The 14977-nt window shown below is 55.3% G+C and carries 11 protein-coding genes and 1 other RNA gene; 3 read left to right on the top strand and 9 right to left on the bottom strand.

Going from position 1 to position 14977, the window contains the following annotated elements; genetic code table 11:
* The first annotated feature begins 2 nt into the window (after positions 1–2).
* From OLX77_RS06115 to OLX77_RS06105, 3 genes are all read left to right on the top strand, one after another.
* Positions 3–2642, top strand: a complete 2640-nt coding sequence (locus OLX77_RS06115) for a CBS domain-containing protein (protein WP_307632711.1) — start codon at positions 3–5, stop codon at positions 2640–2642.
* Between the two features lie 6 nt (positions 2643–2648).
* Positions 2649–3272, top strand: coding sequence for a site-2 protease family protein (locus tag OLX77_RS06110; protein ID WP_307632710.1), 624 nt, complete (start codon positions 2649–2651; stop codon positions 3270–3272).
* Positions 3273–3371: 99 nt separating this feature from the next.
* The gene (locus tag OLX77_RS06105; RefSeq protein ID WP_307632709.1) at positions 3372–4124 is read left to right on the top strand and encodes a hypothetical protein; all 753 of its coding nucleotides are present in this window, start codon (positions 3372–3374) and stop codon (positions 4122–4124) included.
* 106 nt (positions 4125–4230) lie between these two features.
* On the opposite strand, the gene ssrA is transcribed toward OLX77_RS06105, so the two are convergent.
* The 9 genes from ssrA to OLX77_RS06060 form a co-directional block, all read right to left on the bottom strand.
* Positions 4231–4584, bottom strand: a transfer-messenger RNA (tmRNA) gene (gene ssrA, locus OLX77_RS06100).
* A 52-nt stretch (positions 4585–4636) separates the two neighbouring features.
* Positions 4637–5092, bottom strand: a complete 456-nt coding sequence (smpB, locus tag OLX77_RS06095; RefSeq protein WP_307632708.1) for an SsrA-binding protein SmpB — start codon at positions 5090–5092, stop codon at positions 4637–4639.
* Positions 5093–5218: 126 nt separating this feature from the next.
* Entirely contained in the window at positions 5219–7024 is a 1806-nt protein-coding gene (locus OLX77_RS06090) for a GspE/PulE family protein (RefSeq protein WP_307632707.1), read from the bottom strand.
* A 19-nt stretch (positions 7025–7043) separates the two neighbouring features.
* Positions 7044–7334: a hypothetical protein gene (locus OLX77_RS06085; protein WP_307632706.1), complete on the bottom strand. Its 291-nt coding sequence runs from the start codon at positions 7332–7334 to the stop codon at positions 7044–7046.
* Positions 7335–7347: 13 nt separating this feature from the next.
* Positions 7348–12396 carry a PilC/PilY family type IV pilus protein gene (locus tag OLX77_RS06080; RefSeq protein WP_307632705.1) on the bottom strand — a complete coding sequence of 1683 codons (5049 nt, stop codon included), beginning with the start codon at positions 12394–12396 and terminating at the stop codon, positions 7348–7350.
* A gap of 53 nt (positions 12397–12449) precedes the next feature.
* A complete protein-coding gene (locus OLX77_RS06075; protein WP_307632704.1) occupies positions 12450–12977 on the bottom strand; it encodes a pilus assembly PilX family protein in 528 nt (175 codons plus the stop codon).
* An 86-nt stretch (positions 12978–13063) separates the two neighbouring features.
* Positions 13064–13552, bottom strand: coding sequence for a type IV pilus modification PilV family protein (locus tag OLX77_RS06070; protein ID WP_307632703.1), 489 nt, complete (start codon positions 13550–13552; stop codon positions 13064–13066).
* Between the two features lie 9 nt (positions 13553–13561).
* The gene (locus OLX77_RS06065) at positions 13562–14218 is read right to left on the bottom strand and encodes a PilW family protein (protein ID WP_307632702.1); all 657 of its coding nucleotides are present in this window, start codon (positions 14216–14218) and stop codon (positions 13562–13564) included.
* Complete coding sequence (locus tag OLX77_RS06060; protein ID WP_307632701.1) at positions 14218–14796, bottom strand: GspH/FimT family pseudopilin; 579 nt, start codon at positions 14794–14796, stop codon at positions 14218–14220. The genes OLX77_RS06065 and OLX77_RS06060 overlap by 1 nt, the downstream gene beginning before the upstream one ends.
* Between the last annotated feature and the right edge of the window lie 181 nt (positions 14797–14977).

Raw genomic sequence — 14977 nt, 5'->3', positions numbered from 1 at the left:
CTATGGAAGTGATCACCACCCATGTAAACGCCGACTTTGACGGGCTGGCCTCCATGATCGCGGCACAGAAGCTCTACCCCGAAGCGGTGTTGGCTTTTTCCGGCTCCCAGGAAAAAAACCTCCGGGACTTCCTCGCCCAATCGGTGCAATACCACTACACCTTCCAGCGGCTGAAAAACATCCCCCAGGAGCAGATCCACCGCCTCATCGTGGTGGACACCCGCCAGGCTTCCCGAATCGGCGATTTTGCCCAATGCCTGCATAACCCGGGGCTGGACATCCACCTGTACGACCACCATCCCGATACCCCGGAAGATCTCCACGGCTCGGTGGAACATGTCCTGCCGGTGGGCTCCACCACCACCATCTTCGTCCAGCTTTTTCGGGAAAAAGACCTCCACCTCACCCCGGAAGAGGCCACCGTCATGGCCATGGCCATCTATGAGGACACCGGCAACTTCGCCTTCGACACCACCACGCCCGAAGATCTGCAGGCCGCCGCCTGGCTGCTTGGTCAGGGGGCAAACCTCAACGCCATCTCCCAGTTCATTGCCCAGGAACTCACCAGCCAGGAAGTCACCCTGCTCCATGCCCTGATCAAATCCGCCACCACCTATACCATCCACGGCCTGGACCTGGTGGTGGCCAAGGTGGAATCCCCCGAATATATTGATGAATTCTCCGTTATTGTCCGCCGTTTCATGGTGATGGAGAACCTGAACACCCTCTTTGCCCTGACCCACATGGGGGGGCGCACCCATCTCATTGCCCGCAGCCGGATCCCGGAGGTGAACGTCGGCGCCATTGCCCGCGATTTCGGGGGTGGCGGCCATGCCTCGGCCGCCTCGGCCACCATCAAGGATCTCACCCTGATCGAGGCGGAAGAAAGGCTGATCCAGCTCCTGCACAAGCATGTCCACCCCCAGCGGATGGCCCGGGAACTCATGTCCTCTCCGGTGATCTCCGGCCCGCCCACCCTGACAATCAACGGCGCGGATGAGTTGCTCAACCGCTACAACATCACGGTCCTGTTGATCGTCAATGACCGGCACGAGCCTATCGGCCTCATCTCCCGTCTGGTGGTGGGCAAATCCATCCACCTGGGGTTGGGCGACTCCCCGGTGAGCGACTACATGACCACCGATTTCGCCACCCTGCCGCCAACCGCCACCCTGGCCGACATCCAGGAACTCATCATCGGCAACCGCCAGCGCTTCATCCCGGTGGTGGCAGAAGGGGTGGTCCAGGGGGTTATTACCCGCACCGACCTGCTCCACCTGCTGGTCAACGATCCGGCCCACATCCCGCGGAGGCTGCTGGCCGACACCGATCAACCCTCCACCGCCCGCAACCGCAACCTGAGCGGCCTGATGGCGGAGGTCTTGAACCGCGAGATCATCTGCCTCCTGCAAACCCTGGGCGAGGTGGCGCAGGAAACCGGCTGCCACGCCTATGCGGTGGGCGGCTTTGTCCGCGACCTGCTGCTGCATATCAAGAACCTCGATCTCGATGTGGTCATCGAGGGCGATGCTTTGGCCTATGCAAAAAAACTGGGCAAGAAGCTGGGCGGCAAGGTGCGGACCCATGAAAAGTTCGGCACCGCCGTGGTAAAACTGCCAGATGGGTTCAAAATCGATATCGCCACCGCCCGCTTGGAATACTACGAATATCCGGCGGCCATGCCCACGGTGGAGCTGAGCTCCATCAAACTCGATCTCTACCGCCGCGATTTCACCATCAATGCCATGGCCATCCACCTCAACCCGGACACCTTCGGCACCCTGGTTGATTTCTTCAACTGCCAAAACGACCTGAAGGACCGACAGATCCGAATCCTGCACAACCTCAGCTTTGTCGAAGACCCGACCCGGATCTTCCGGGCCATCCGCTTTGAGCAGCGCATGGGCTTCAAGATCGGCAGGCACACGGAAAAACTCATTAAAAACGCGGTAAAGATGGAGCTTTTCGACCGCTTCTTCGGCCACCGATTTTTCAACGAACTCATCAGCATCCTCTCCGAAGAGAATCCCATCCCGGCCATACACCGCATGGCCGACCTCGGCCTGCTCCGCTTCCTCCATCCCACCCTCCGCATCGAGCCGAAACTCGCCACGATTCTGGAAGAAACCCGGCAAGCTCTGGCCTGGCACCGGCTTCTCTATCTTGACGAACCATGCCGCCAATGGCTGGTCTATCTGCTGGCCCTGATGAGCAGCCTGCCGGTGCGTGAGGTGGTGGTCTTTTGCGAACGCTTCGAGGTGCCATTACGCCACCGGCAATTTCTTGGCCGGGAAAAACTCGCGGTCACCCGAATTGCCGCAATCATGAAACGCGCCATGCCGGAAACCCCCAGCGGGATGTATCACCTGCTCAAGGATCTTTCCCCGGAAGGGCTCCTGCACCTCATGGGGCTCCTGAAGAAGAAGGGTTGCAAAAAAGCCATTTCCCTCTATGTTACGGATTGGCGCCAGCTGAAACCGGAAACCGACGGCAACGACCTGGCAGAAATGGGCTACCGGACAGGGCCGCTCTATGGTACCATCCTGCGCTGCCTGCTCGACGCACGGCTGGATGGCCTGGTCCATGACCGGGCCTCGGAAACCGCCTTCATCAAGGAACATTTTTCTCTCCCGGACCAATAACTCCCCATGAATATCCCCAAGCTCATCCAAGAAATCGCCATCCTTGCCCCCCCGTTTCTTCTGGCGCTCACGGTGCACGAATTTGCCCACGGCTTCATCGCCTACAAGCTTGGCGACCCCACCGCCCAGCGCCTTGGCCGGCTCAGCCTGAATCCGCTGCGCCACCTTGATCCCCTTGGGGTTTTGGCCTTCCTGATCATGAAGATCGGCTGGGCCAAACCGGTACCGGTGGATGCCCGCTATTTTAAAAATCCGCGGAGGGACATGATCTGGGTCTCGCTGGCCGGGGTTTCCGCCAATCTGTTGCTCGCCGTGGCCAGCGGCCTTGCGGCCCGACTGTTGATTCCCCTCGCCAACTTGCTGCCCATGGCGCTCTTCTGGCCGCTCATCCAGATGATCGCCGCCAGCGTCTGGATCAACGTGATGCTCGCCGTCTTCAACCTGATTCCCATCCCGCCCCTGGACGGCAGTCAGGTGCTCAGCAATCTTCTGCCCCGGGAAATGGCCCGGATCTACAATAAACTGGAACCCCTGGGCTTTTTCATTCTCCTGGCTCTGTTCTACACCGGCATCATCCCAAAGATCATGCGCCCGCTGATCTCCTTTGCCCAGGGGCTGATTCTGGGCTGAAACAATTGTGGCCTGGCCATTGTCTCTTCTATGCTACACTTGATGGCAGGACAACAAGCAGACCTGCTCCATTGACGAGAAAGATAAAAGAGGACGGCGATGAGCCCGTACAGCCCGGACATCCACGAAGTGCTTGCCTATGAGATAAAAAAGGAGATAGCGGACCGTTATTTCGGCTTTCGCAAGCTCATTGAAGATGACAAACTCGACTTTGCCGAAAAAACACGGCAATACTCCTTTATCCTGGAAAAACGGATCAGTTTTGACCTGATCCGTATCTACATTATCCTTAAAAACGAAGAGCTGATATACCAATTCTTCGCACTCACCGGGTTGCCGGCGGCTCTTTTCTACGACCCTTACCTCGCCGAATCCAACACCATTCGGCAAAGGGTGTTTTCCGGGGTGCATATCCACGGCCTCACCCATAGTGGTCGTTTTAAAAATATGATTTTTGACTGCTACGAACGGTTGGAGGCGCATGTGACCGAATACCGGACGAAATTCGACGAGCTCAAAAAATATCGAGCGGAAATCTCCGAAGAAATCGAAGCCTTCTACCGAAAAAACGATCTGGGCTCCATCATGGGCTTCCTCAAAACCCTGGGAGATCCTAACAAGTCCGGCAGCATGGAGGGCGGCATGGAAGTGGGGATGGCCGGAAGCCTGGAGCGCAAAATGCGCATCGATCCGCCAATGCCGCCGGAGCATTACCTGCCGGTTATCCCGCCCTTGCCCCAACTGGCAACTATCCGCTCGCCCCTCAAGGAACTTATTCGCACGGCATACGAGGATCACGGCGCGGAATTGATCCACCTCTTGTCCCAGAAAGAAAGCAAGGCTTCACGCTGATCTGGTCTCGCGCCGAATCCCCTGAAAATGCGCGCCGTTTTTTTTGGGCAAACAAAAAAGGGACAGCCATACCCTGGCTGTCCCTTTTTTGTTTAATCCGCGAAAATGGTGGAGGCGGCGGGAGTTGAACCCGCGTCCGAAAATACTCCCCTCCCGATATCTACATGCTTAGTTCTGTTTGGTTGCTTATCGTGCCTTGGCCCCTCCAGAACAAGAGGCTTTCGGCACTATCCTACTGAATTTCGCCATCGGCGCGGCAGGCGCGCACCGTAGGCTATCCCGCTAGTCGACGTTCTTTTCGGCCGCGCAGGAATAAGCCGAAAGACCGGTAGCATTAAGCTGCTACAGCGTAAGAATAGTCGTCTGCGACTATATTTTGCTCTACCTATTTTACGAGGTGGGTAGAAACCTCGGCATGCAACCTGAGCTTACATATCCCCGTCGAATCCGTTTCGCCCCCATGTTTGAATTAAAGATTAAAAGTTACAAGAAAAACTATAAGTTAACGAAATCTATCTATATTTTAGCATGGCCCGGTCAATCTCGCGGTCCGTATCTTTCTTCTTGAGCGATTCCCGCTTGTCGTAGAGCTTCTTGCCCTTGGCCAAGCCAAGCACAACCTTGGCCAGCCCCCGCTCATTAAAATACATCTTCAGGGGGATCAAGGAGTACCCTTTTTCCTTGATCTTGCCAACAAGCTTGAGAATCTCGCGCTTCTTGAGCAGCACCTTGCGCTCCCGCACGGGATCCGGCGCATCGTAGGTGGCGTGGCTGTATGGCGAGATATGCACCCGCTGGAGAAAAACCTCGTCGTTTTTGATCTTGGCAAAGCCATCACGCAGATTGGCCTTACCGGCCCGGAGCGACTTCACCTCCGAACCCAACAATTGGAGCCCTGCCTCGATCTCCGACTCAATGGTGAAATCGTGATAGGCTTTTTTATTGGTGCAGACAACCTTCACAGCCACATGTTCACCCGCAGGGACTTACCCACAAAACTTCAAGAAAAAACCCTTGCTCCAGAGGAACAAGGGGAATTGTTATTTTAACTATAATACATCCTGCCTGAAAAAGCGAGGGGCACACGCTCGCGGCTAATCCCCTCCGGTTACCCGCAAGGCCTCCTCCGGGGTGGTGATGCCGCTTTTCACCTTGCACCAGGCATCCGCCTTGAGGGTGGTCATGCCCTCCTCCATGGCGGTTTGCCGGATCTCTGTTTCAGAGTTCCCCCCGCTGATCTGCTTGCGGATCTTGTCGCTCATCACGAAGATCTCAAAAATGCCGCTCCGGCCAAGGTAGCCGGTAGCCCGGCATTGCGGACACCCCTTGCCCCGCCGCAGCTCGATCTCACCCTCCTCGGTCACCGGCAAGCCGAAACCGCGCAACTCGTCGGTCGAGACACGGTAGCTCTCGCTGCAATGGGGGCAAATTTTCCGCACCAGCCGCTGGGCCATGGCCCCAAGGAGGGTCGAACCGATCATGAACGGCTGCACCCCCAGATCGAGCAAGCGACTGATGGAGGCCACGGCATCGTTGGTGTGGAGGGTGGAAAAAACAAGATGGCCGGTGAGCGCCGCCTGCACGGCATTCACCGCCGTATCCAGATCGCGGATCTCGCCGATCATGATGATGTCCGGGTCCTGGCGCAGGATATTGCGGAGGATGGTGGAAAAGGTCACATCCAGCAAAGGCTGCACCGGAATCTGGTTGAACTCCTCATGCACCATCTCCACCGGATCCTCCACGGTAACCACGTTCTTCTCCGGGGTGGCGATCTGCTTAAGGGTCGAATAGAGGGTGGTGGACTTGCCGCTGCCCGTTGGCCCAGTCACGAGAAAAATCCCATGGGGCGCAGACATGAAGCTTTGGTACACTTCAAGATCGCGCGCAGAGAAACCGATATTTTCCACATCCTGAAAAAGGATATCCGGATCCAGGATTCGCAGCACCGCCTTTTCGCCAAAGGCCACCGGCACGGTGGAGACCCGGATCTCCGCCTCCTGACCACCGCGATCCACCTTGATTCTCCCGTCCTGGGGCCGCCGCTTCTCGGCAATGTCCATCCGGGCAAGGGATTTGATCCGGGAGATGACTGCGGCATGAACCACCTTGGGCAGCTTATAGATGGTATGCAGCACCCCATCGATGCGCAAGCGGACCTGCGCCTGCTCACGCTTGGGCTCGATGTGGATATCGCTGGCCCGCTGCTCAAAGGCATAGTTGAACATATGGTCCACCGCCGAGGTCACATGCTGGTCCGAGGAGGCCGCCTCCTCGGTGGAGGAGATGCGCACATACTGCTCGAGATTGCCCAGATCCACCAAGGGCCGGGCCAGATGGGTTTCCGCTGCGGTGATGGAAGACTGGAAACCGAAGAACTCGGCCAGGGTCTTACGGATGTCGCTCTTGGTGGCCAAATACGGCTTGACCGTGAGCTGGTTGGCCCGCTCGATCTCAGCCAGGACCGTTTTGTTGTCCGGGTTGCAGATGGCAACCTCAAGCACGCCATTGGCAATGGAAAACGGCAACAGCAGATGCCGGAAGGCAAAGGTGCGGGGGATGGTCTTGGTAACGGTCTTCAGATCCAGCTCAAGGGGGTCGAGCTTTTTAAACGGCAGCCCCAGATCCTTGGCCACGGCCCGAAAAATCAGCTCCTCGGTGAGCGCCTGCCCTTTTTTCCCGGGCAGTTCCAGATTCAACGAGACGATGATATCAACAAAGCTCAGGGAATCATCCCTTTCCCTGCCCGTATCACTCTTGCGCCGGGCGCTGTGCTGCCGGAGCAGAAGCTGACGCTGTTGGGCCTTGCGGTTTTCGACAAGGGTGCGTTGCTCGGCATTGATCAACCGATTTTGCAGCAAGAGGTCGAGGAGATAGCCCTCGTCATTCAGACATCCCATGCGACCAGACACCCCCTCCCTACTCTCGTGGTGGCGCATACTGCCACACTGAGACCAGTTCATTTTTTTCGTTCACTTCAAAATTGACTTTCTGCCCCTTGGCAAAAGCCCCTCGGCCGATCTCTTGGTTGTTGGCAGTGAAAAACCGTACTGCTGGGCCAAGTTTATGTTCATGGTCGTCAATGACGATGCTTTCCTGCCTAATCTCGTCGATGGTTGCTTGATGGAAGAATTTATTCGCGTATGCGGGCTGAAGCCCCATCCCGAAAAGTAAACCGCACGATAATACCATGATCGCTAGGGTACGCATGAGAATTCTCCCCTTAATTCATTTCCTGCCAGAGGACGACCCCCTGCCGGGGTGCTTTACCAACAATCGGCGGAGTTCCTGTTCCATCACCTCCGTCGGTCCCCACCTCAAAATAAATATTCTCCGTTTTGGTTTTCACATCATACAACCGGCCCGGCATGTACACCCGTTTATCAACTTTAAAGCCGGTTATGGAAACCCACTCTGTCCCAATCTGGATTAAATCTTCCGAATTGATTCTCCGATCATAATTGATATCAAAGATGGAGGCATCGGTGCGTCCTCCGCTTGCGGCATCAAGAGCCATGACCCAGGAATAACCCTCGGCACTGCACATGGTTTCCTGCGGGATATGGGAAATAATCCAGGCGACTCCCCCCCCGATATCCGCATTAACCACCACCCGTTCCCTCGGGGTGGGCAGATTGAAATACCAGCCCAGATGCACTGGATATACTGCGGGGTCATTTTCGTTGATGCTGACGGTGTCTGGATCATCTGGACACGGCCCGGGATTCTTATGCTGCCCGGTGGTCGCATCAGCTTCAGTGCAGTAATGAGCCACATTGTTGCTAAAGACCCTCACATCGCTCCAGGTCGTGGCCCCAGTTCCTTCGTTCTGATCGATGGCGACCACCCATGGGTGCGAGATGCTGATATAGTTAGAATTCGTTCTGGTGTCCCCCCCTTCATCCGAACTGACGATCAAGGTAACAGTATAATCCCCAATTGCCGTATAGGTATGCGCCGGAGCAGCAAGAGTGCTTGTGTCGCCATCGCCGAAATCCCACAAGTAGGCAGGGTTGGTCACAAGCCCTTGCGAGAGGTTACTGAACTGCACGGTAACCCCGGAGGTTGTCGCGGTGCTGACCGCACTTTCGAAATAGGCCAATACCGTGCTGGCATCCGGAAGCTCGGGATTGTCATGGAGATCCGTGGCAATAACGCCAACCATGTCGTGCTTAACGGTTATGGTGGCCACTTTGGCGCTCGACACCACCGGCGTGGGTGTTGTTCTGGTTACGGTAAGACTGACATCATAGATCCCGGGCACGGTGAAGGTATGATCAGGGCTGGTTGCCGTACTCGTGGTGGTGTCTCCGAAATCCCACAGGCGGGAAGTAATGGTACCCGAGGAATGGTCCTCAAAAGTGACCGTCGCCGCATCCGTTGTGGTGGGAGGAATAGCGGAAAAATTGGCGACCACGGTCTCCGATTCATAGATATCGGTCTGCTCAAGCAGGGTATATCCAACCGGCTGATTGCTCAGCTTTTGGGCTGCCCCCGGAGCAAACCGGCCAAGAAATTCAGCGTTATCGGCATCATCGCCATAATCCCAGATCCCGTAAACGGATTGCTGGCTGGTATCGGAGATATCGGACACACCCAAGTATTTCCCCGTCCCGAAAATTACCATGTATCCAGGATTGGCTTCCCCGGTGTTCTCATTGTTGGGGGCATACATAACCTCCGGTCTTGAGGTTATGGGCTGCCCCGGGCTTTGCGTTCTGAACACCGGTTCGGGCACACCGCCAATCTTATAGGCAACATCCCAGTTTGCCGGGTCGGCAGAGGAGAGATCGAATTTCCAGAGGTTCCCCTTCAGATCCCCGGCGTACGCATAATCAACTCTAAAATCACCATTACCATCAAACACTACCGGAGTGGTAAGCCCGTTGCCGGGACCGCTCTGGGTGTCGATCTTTTTGATCACCGCGCCCGTTTCCGGATTGAGACAGTACAAAACCGCGCTGCCGTTCGGGCTGCTGTAGCCGTTACCGAAAAACAGCACATATCCGGCGACGGGCAGACCGCTGTTCACAGAGGTGGCATTTGATCGCAGCATGTCGGCATCACTGAATGTATAGCCAAGGTCATTATCCAGGGTGGGACATGCGCCGGAATATTCCCATTTCACCATGGAGTTGAGCTGCGTTTCCTTTGCCACCTGGGAGGCGGACAGATCCTGAAAGGTAGCTGTTTTTGCCGGAGAGATATCCAGGCAATAGTATCCCTTGCCCCCTTTTCCCAGACCACCGAAGAGATAGGTTGTCGAAGTACCAACCCGCCTAACAGTGGGACTGGCATTTACAAAGAAGTTATGGGTATACGTGGTCTGCGTGAGATTATACATATTCCCCAGCACCAGATTGGGGACATAGGCAAACAACTCCTCCCCGGATGTAGCGCTGAAGGCGTGCAACATACCATCGTTGGCACCGACATAGAGCACATCATCATTGTAGACTGCCATGGAATTAACAATATCCCCCAGATGCCATACCCGGTCGCGAAAAGAGCCGCCTTTCTGTACTTCCAGCGAGCTATCGCCCCGGAGATAATCCACCGCAGTGCTATCACTGTGCATTAATGCCTGCTGCGTAGCGGTAAGATATGCATACTTAAACGGAATCCCTCGGCTGCCAAGGGCACGGCTACCGTCATAGGTGGCAATAATCCGGGTGGTGTGGGCCGTCGAAGCACTGTCCAGAAAATCTTCCAGGAGCTGCCGGGTAGACCACAGCGCAGGGAGCTGCGGAACTCCGGTAATATAATCAACGCTGTAGGCTTTCACATCGCCGGACCAGTCCCCGGGGTTGTAGGTTGTTTCGTACAAGCGGCTGCCAACCTGAAGATCCCCGCTCAAGCCATCGCTGTTCAGGGTCAGTGAGGACTCCGAGCCCGCCTTGGAAGAGATGTTCTGCACCACGGCAGTCAGTGCATCGACCAACTCCTGCGGGTCCCCGGCGCTCAGGAAGGAACCGCGGCCATTGACCGAGGCATGCCAGAGGTCGTCGATCTTCTGCAAGCTCCCGGCAGTCGGGTTCGGCCAAACCGGATACGCCCCGGCAGCATTCTTAAAGTTATTGCTTTCCGGATAGGAGTCCGGGTTGAGCGTGCCGGTAACGCCAAAGGCAACGGAATAGGTCGACATATGTTGCCAGGTTGCGTTGTCGTAGGCACTGATTTCCTTGACCTTGTTGACCAGATTATTCGCCAAGTCGTTTTCATAATAATACATGGCGACATCCGACAGGGTATCCGAATAGCCATCGGCAAAGGGGGCGCCATTATTGCCATCCACGTTACCAACAGCAGGACTATTTCCATTGTAATAGCCGTCCGTCATCATGATGCAAAAGTTCTGCTGGCAGGCTCCGCCATTGATTTCAGTGGCGATGGGCGAGGCGCCTATGCCCCCATCTTGCCCATCATCGACGTCATAGTATTGGCCTACGCTTTTCAGGCCCAACCGCAACGGGGTACCCATCGCCGTGATATTTAGGGCATAGAGGGTGCTATACAGGGTGGCGGTCTGGTCGCTCGCCCCCACATGCACATCCACTACGGGCTGATGGATCTTGTTGTTGATACTTTTGATCCCGACCCGCATCTGGGTAATGCCGCTGATTACCCGGGAAATGGCGGCAGTGGCGGTCAACTCCCGCCGTCGATAAAAGGAATACCAGTTGGCGAAACTCTGCCTCTCCGTCGTATAGGCACTGGCCGAGGTTGGCAGGGCGGTGGTGCGAACGGTTGCCGGAACTGATGCGGCGGCGGTAACGATCAACTCGCCTGATTCAACCCGGTCGTTGGCATTTGCATCGTTAAACCGGTAGTAGGCGATGGGGTCGGTGAGATTGACCAACCAGATGCTCTCGCCCGCATCGCGCACCCCGTTGCTGTTCACATCATCCCAGGTATAATAGTGGGCATTGAGGATATTTATCGATGCGCTGGCCGCAGGCACAAACTTGACCGCATCGGCGCTGGTACTGCTCCCGTTTCCGGATCTGGTCAGCTTCACCGACCCCTTGGCGGTGCCCGCGAAAGTATATGTCCCCAACGATATCCATTGCCCTCCGTTTACCGTCTGGTTTTTGAACACGGTATTTTTTAACCCTGCGCCGTCAAATATCTCATATTTGGCATTATTATCCCGGGTTCCGGAGATGGTCCACCACACCCACACCTCATGATCTCCAGCCAGATTAGCCGGCGTGGTCCAAGTCGCCCATTGCCCGGTCACATCCAGGTAATACGAACTGCTCAGATATTCATAGGAAGCGCTGGATTCTTTGACCGTGCCGCTTTGGGCATACGCCGCCGCATCCTTGTTATCAAGAACGATATCACTACTTATCGCATAGTAGGTTGCATCAAGATTGATGGTATACGCCGCACTCATGGGGTGGGATCTGGGCGTGGTGGTTGAGGCATTGCCCAAGCTTGGCCATGGGGTATAGGTTGTTTTCGGATTATAGTACAGCCTGTTGTACCCGGACCATTGGGCCTTGAATTTGGCCCGATCCGTACCAGTCAGAATATAGGTACTGGAGTAAACATTATCACCGGGATTATCGAACACATAATATTCAGAAGCAAAGATGCCATCAGCTTCAGGAGTTAAAAACTCCCAGTCCATGCTCCCCGAGTCGTCAAGGAGAAACATGAGGTTGGGGGGGGCGGATTGAATTTGACTGGCCAGCGGTAGATCGGAAATATCAAGCGTTACGGGCGCTGTTTCGGTGGTCGGCACCAGCATGATGGCATCGGCTGAGGCCAGATTCCCGGCGCTGGCTGTATGGGTCAGCTTTACCCTGCTTGAGGAATTCAGGGTGAAAACGCCAAGAAAATTATCAGAACTTCTGTTGCCTGCGCCAAAATACGGGGGAGTATCCGGCGTACTCTGATTGACCTTCTTCGAGGTGGTTCCCGCCGCATGGGTGACATCAAACTGCACACAGGTCCCGTAGGTACTCAAGGTTCGCCAGTTTGCCCAGACCTCATAGTTGCCGGTAGCCAGAGTGGCCGGCATGCTCCAAGTGGCGGTTACCGCACCAATCCCCGACTCCTTAAAGCTCCCCGGCGTAGGGTAGGCCTCCGAATGGCTGGAGATGGTCGTCCAGGTACCGGTTGAAGAAAACTGGGCACTGGTTTCATCAATATAGGTCGGCGCAGCCCACGCCTTGCCCGTGGGCACAACCAGGGAAAAAACTCCCAGGGCAAGAATAGCGAACAGCTTGCCAATCCGAACCATCTTAAGGTCATAGGCTTTCATGGGACTCTCCTTCCTTGCTCTCTGCCTGCGGTTTGGCCAGATCTTTGATTCACTTATTGTTTCAATATTTTTCTGAATTCAATCCGGATGGTGACATTGCCGCTGTCTTCTTGAGATTTGCCATAGCACATATAGCTTACCATTACATCGCCGCTGAGTTTTTGTCCGGGAGGAACCCCTTGATCAACACACATATACCGTGCCGGAGTAACCCAGGAGACCTGGGAAACAGCTCCAGCGGTGGCAGGGTCCCATTCAGGGCTGGTCCGTACCTCAGCAGGGCTCACGATGCCGTCCGCGTCTGTATCATTCCCCGGGCGGATGGCCAGTTGATCCTTGTAGATCAAGCCGGGAAGCGTTCTATCGGCCAGCGCATCGTAGTTGGCATCTTCGATCTCTTGCGCCCCATCAAAAACCGCGGTCTCCGCCCGATACAGGTTTTCCTTATAGTTTTTTTCAACCCCGGAGATCATGGTTTCCGTGTTACTCTGTCGGGAGGCGAAGATGCCTATTGCCAGCACGATCAAAAGCATGACCATGGCCGCAACCAGCACAAAGCCCTTTTCATTTTGTCCGATCATAATTCCGGCCTTTTTATTATAGAGCAAACGCTGCGATCGTTCATTGTGGCGGCACCAGGATGCCAATTTTCGGGAAAAGGCATCCATCAGGGCACCTTGGTTCCACGTACGCTGTTCAAAACAATCTGCCGCCGAATACCGAGAATACCCTGCCATTGCATAATGGCCCGGATCCGGTGGCGAACATTCGGCACAGCCGGAGCTGGGGGAGTATAGCTCCAAACATTGACAAACAGCGTATAACGCCCCTGGGCAACGTTGTAATCCGCAGTTGCCACGGTATTGTCGTTCAAACCCGCCTGACCATCCCCATCCATGTCCACCAAGGTTCCCATGGGAACCCCCATCATGGTTGACAGCTGAGTCGAAGTCAGCCCCCCTGCCGCGTATGACTCCGCCAGCAATGATTCCAAAGAAGCTGCATCAAGCGCTCCGGCTTCGTTCATCTCAAAGGCGGAACTGTTTCCCCGGATCGAGGTAATCTGCAAGACAGCCGCGCCAAGAATGCCGGTGGCCAGCACCAACATGGCAATGAGGACCTCGATAATGGTAAAGCCACGCTCTCCGTTTCGCATTGCGCCTCCTTACAGATTCCGAAGGTTCCGACACAACACGGAACTCCGGTAGAGACGACGACGGAAATTATCGCCTGGAGGACCCAAGATCGTCGTCCCTTGCAGATTGGTATAGGTGTTGGTGTCCACATATTTCTGATCCGGGGTCTCCGCCCGCACCACTAAAGCAAATTGTATGGTGCGGATATCACCGAGGGCGGCGGTAACTGTGCCACTGCCGTTCAGATAGACAAAATCAAGGACTTCGATATTTTCGGCAACCGGTGTCTGTGCGCCCCCATTGAGAATTCGCCCCAAATCATTATCATTATCGCCATAAGCGTCATACAGCGAGTAGGTTATGGTTTCAAGCGCGCCGGCGGCATCGTCTTCTCTCGTAAACGTGAGGCTGTTGGCTGCGGCAGCGGTGATGCCCGCGCCGAGTCCGTCCGGGTCATAACCGATCATGCGCAAATCCCGGGTCATTATTTCCACGGCAGAGCGCAGATTTTCCTGCATGAACACATTGTCGTCCTGCACAAGATAGCTTTTATGCTGGGCAAGAAAGGCCGAGACGACACCTGCCATGATCACTCCGCCGATGAGCAGAGAGATCATCAACTCCACAATGGTAAAACCCTCTCTGGAGAGCAAAGCCAGAGTCCTTTTCTGTTGAATATTTTGCATCAGAAAACTCCCAAACGAATATACCCGGCGGTGGAAAGGGCTGCGGTATAAGTTCTCGTACCATTACCCAGGGTAATGGTGCCCGCATCGGCCACGCTTGGCAAAATACCCCGCGCATTGTAGCGGGTAAACCTCGTCCCCGCTGCGGCGAGAGGGTCGGCCGCCGCCGTGAAACCGGCCAGCCCGATAAGAGAGACCCGGTCGGGCATGATTTCTGTATAAATGATGCGCTCCGCGCCATCACGGATGTTGTTTGCGGAAACACCGCCTCCCGCGCCGTCATCCACGAAGGCCCGATAGCCCCCAACCCGGCCAGTAACAGTGAGCACACCGGGGGTCATCTCGACCACCACATTGGCACTTGACCGAATCGCCTCTATCCGGGCCAACTGCAAATTGGCCACCAGATTGCGAGCCGCTCCCCTGGCCTGATAATCCGGGTAATAGCGAAGCCCCATGGTGATGGCAATCATCGACATGATACCGATAATGGCAATCACCATCATCAGCTCAGCCAGAGTAAAGCCGGCTCGCCTATGTTGTCTCTTGAGCGAATTCATTGTGTTATCGACGACCATTTTTAATTTTTCCTAATAACTACTTGCTTCCTGACATATACAAAAAGCATGCCCGGAAACACCCCCCACCCCAACAAGCACAAAAAGTATCGGTATTACAACATATTACGATAACCAATAAACCTGGACCGCTTTCGCTTGATCCCCAAAAACCATGCCTGCTTGTTATTTTTTTTTATAG

The organism is Thiovibrio frasassiensis (assembly GCF_029607905.1).
GTDB lineage: Bacteria > Desulfobacterota > Desulfobulbia > Desulfobulbales > Desulfurivibrionaceae > Thiovibrio > Thiovibrio frasassiensis.
This window is presented reverse-complemented; position numbering and strand designations above follow the sequence as displayed.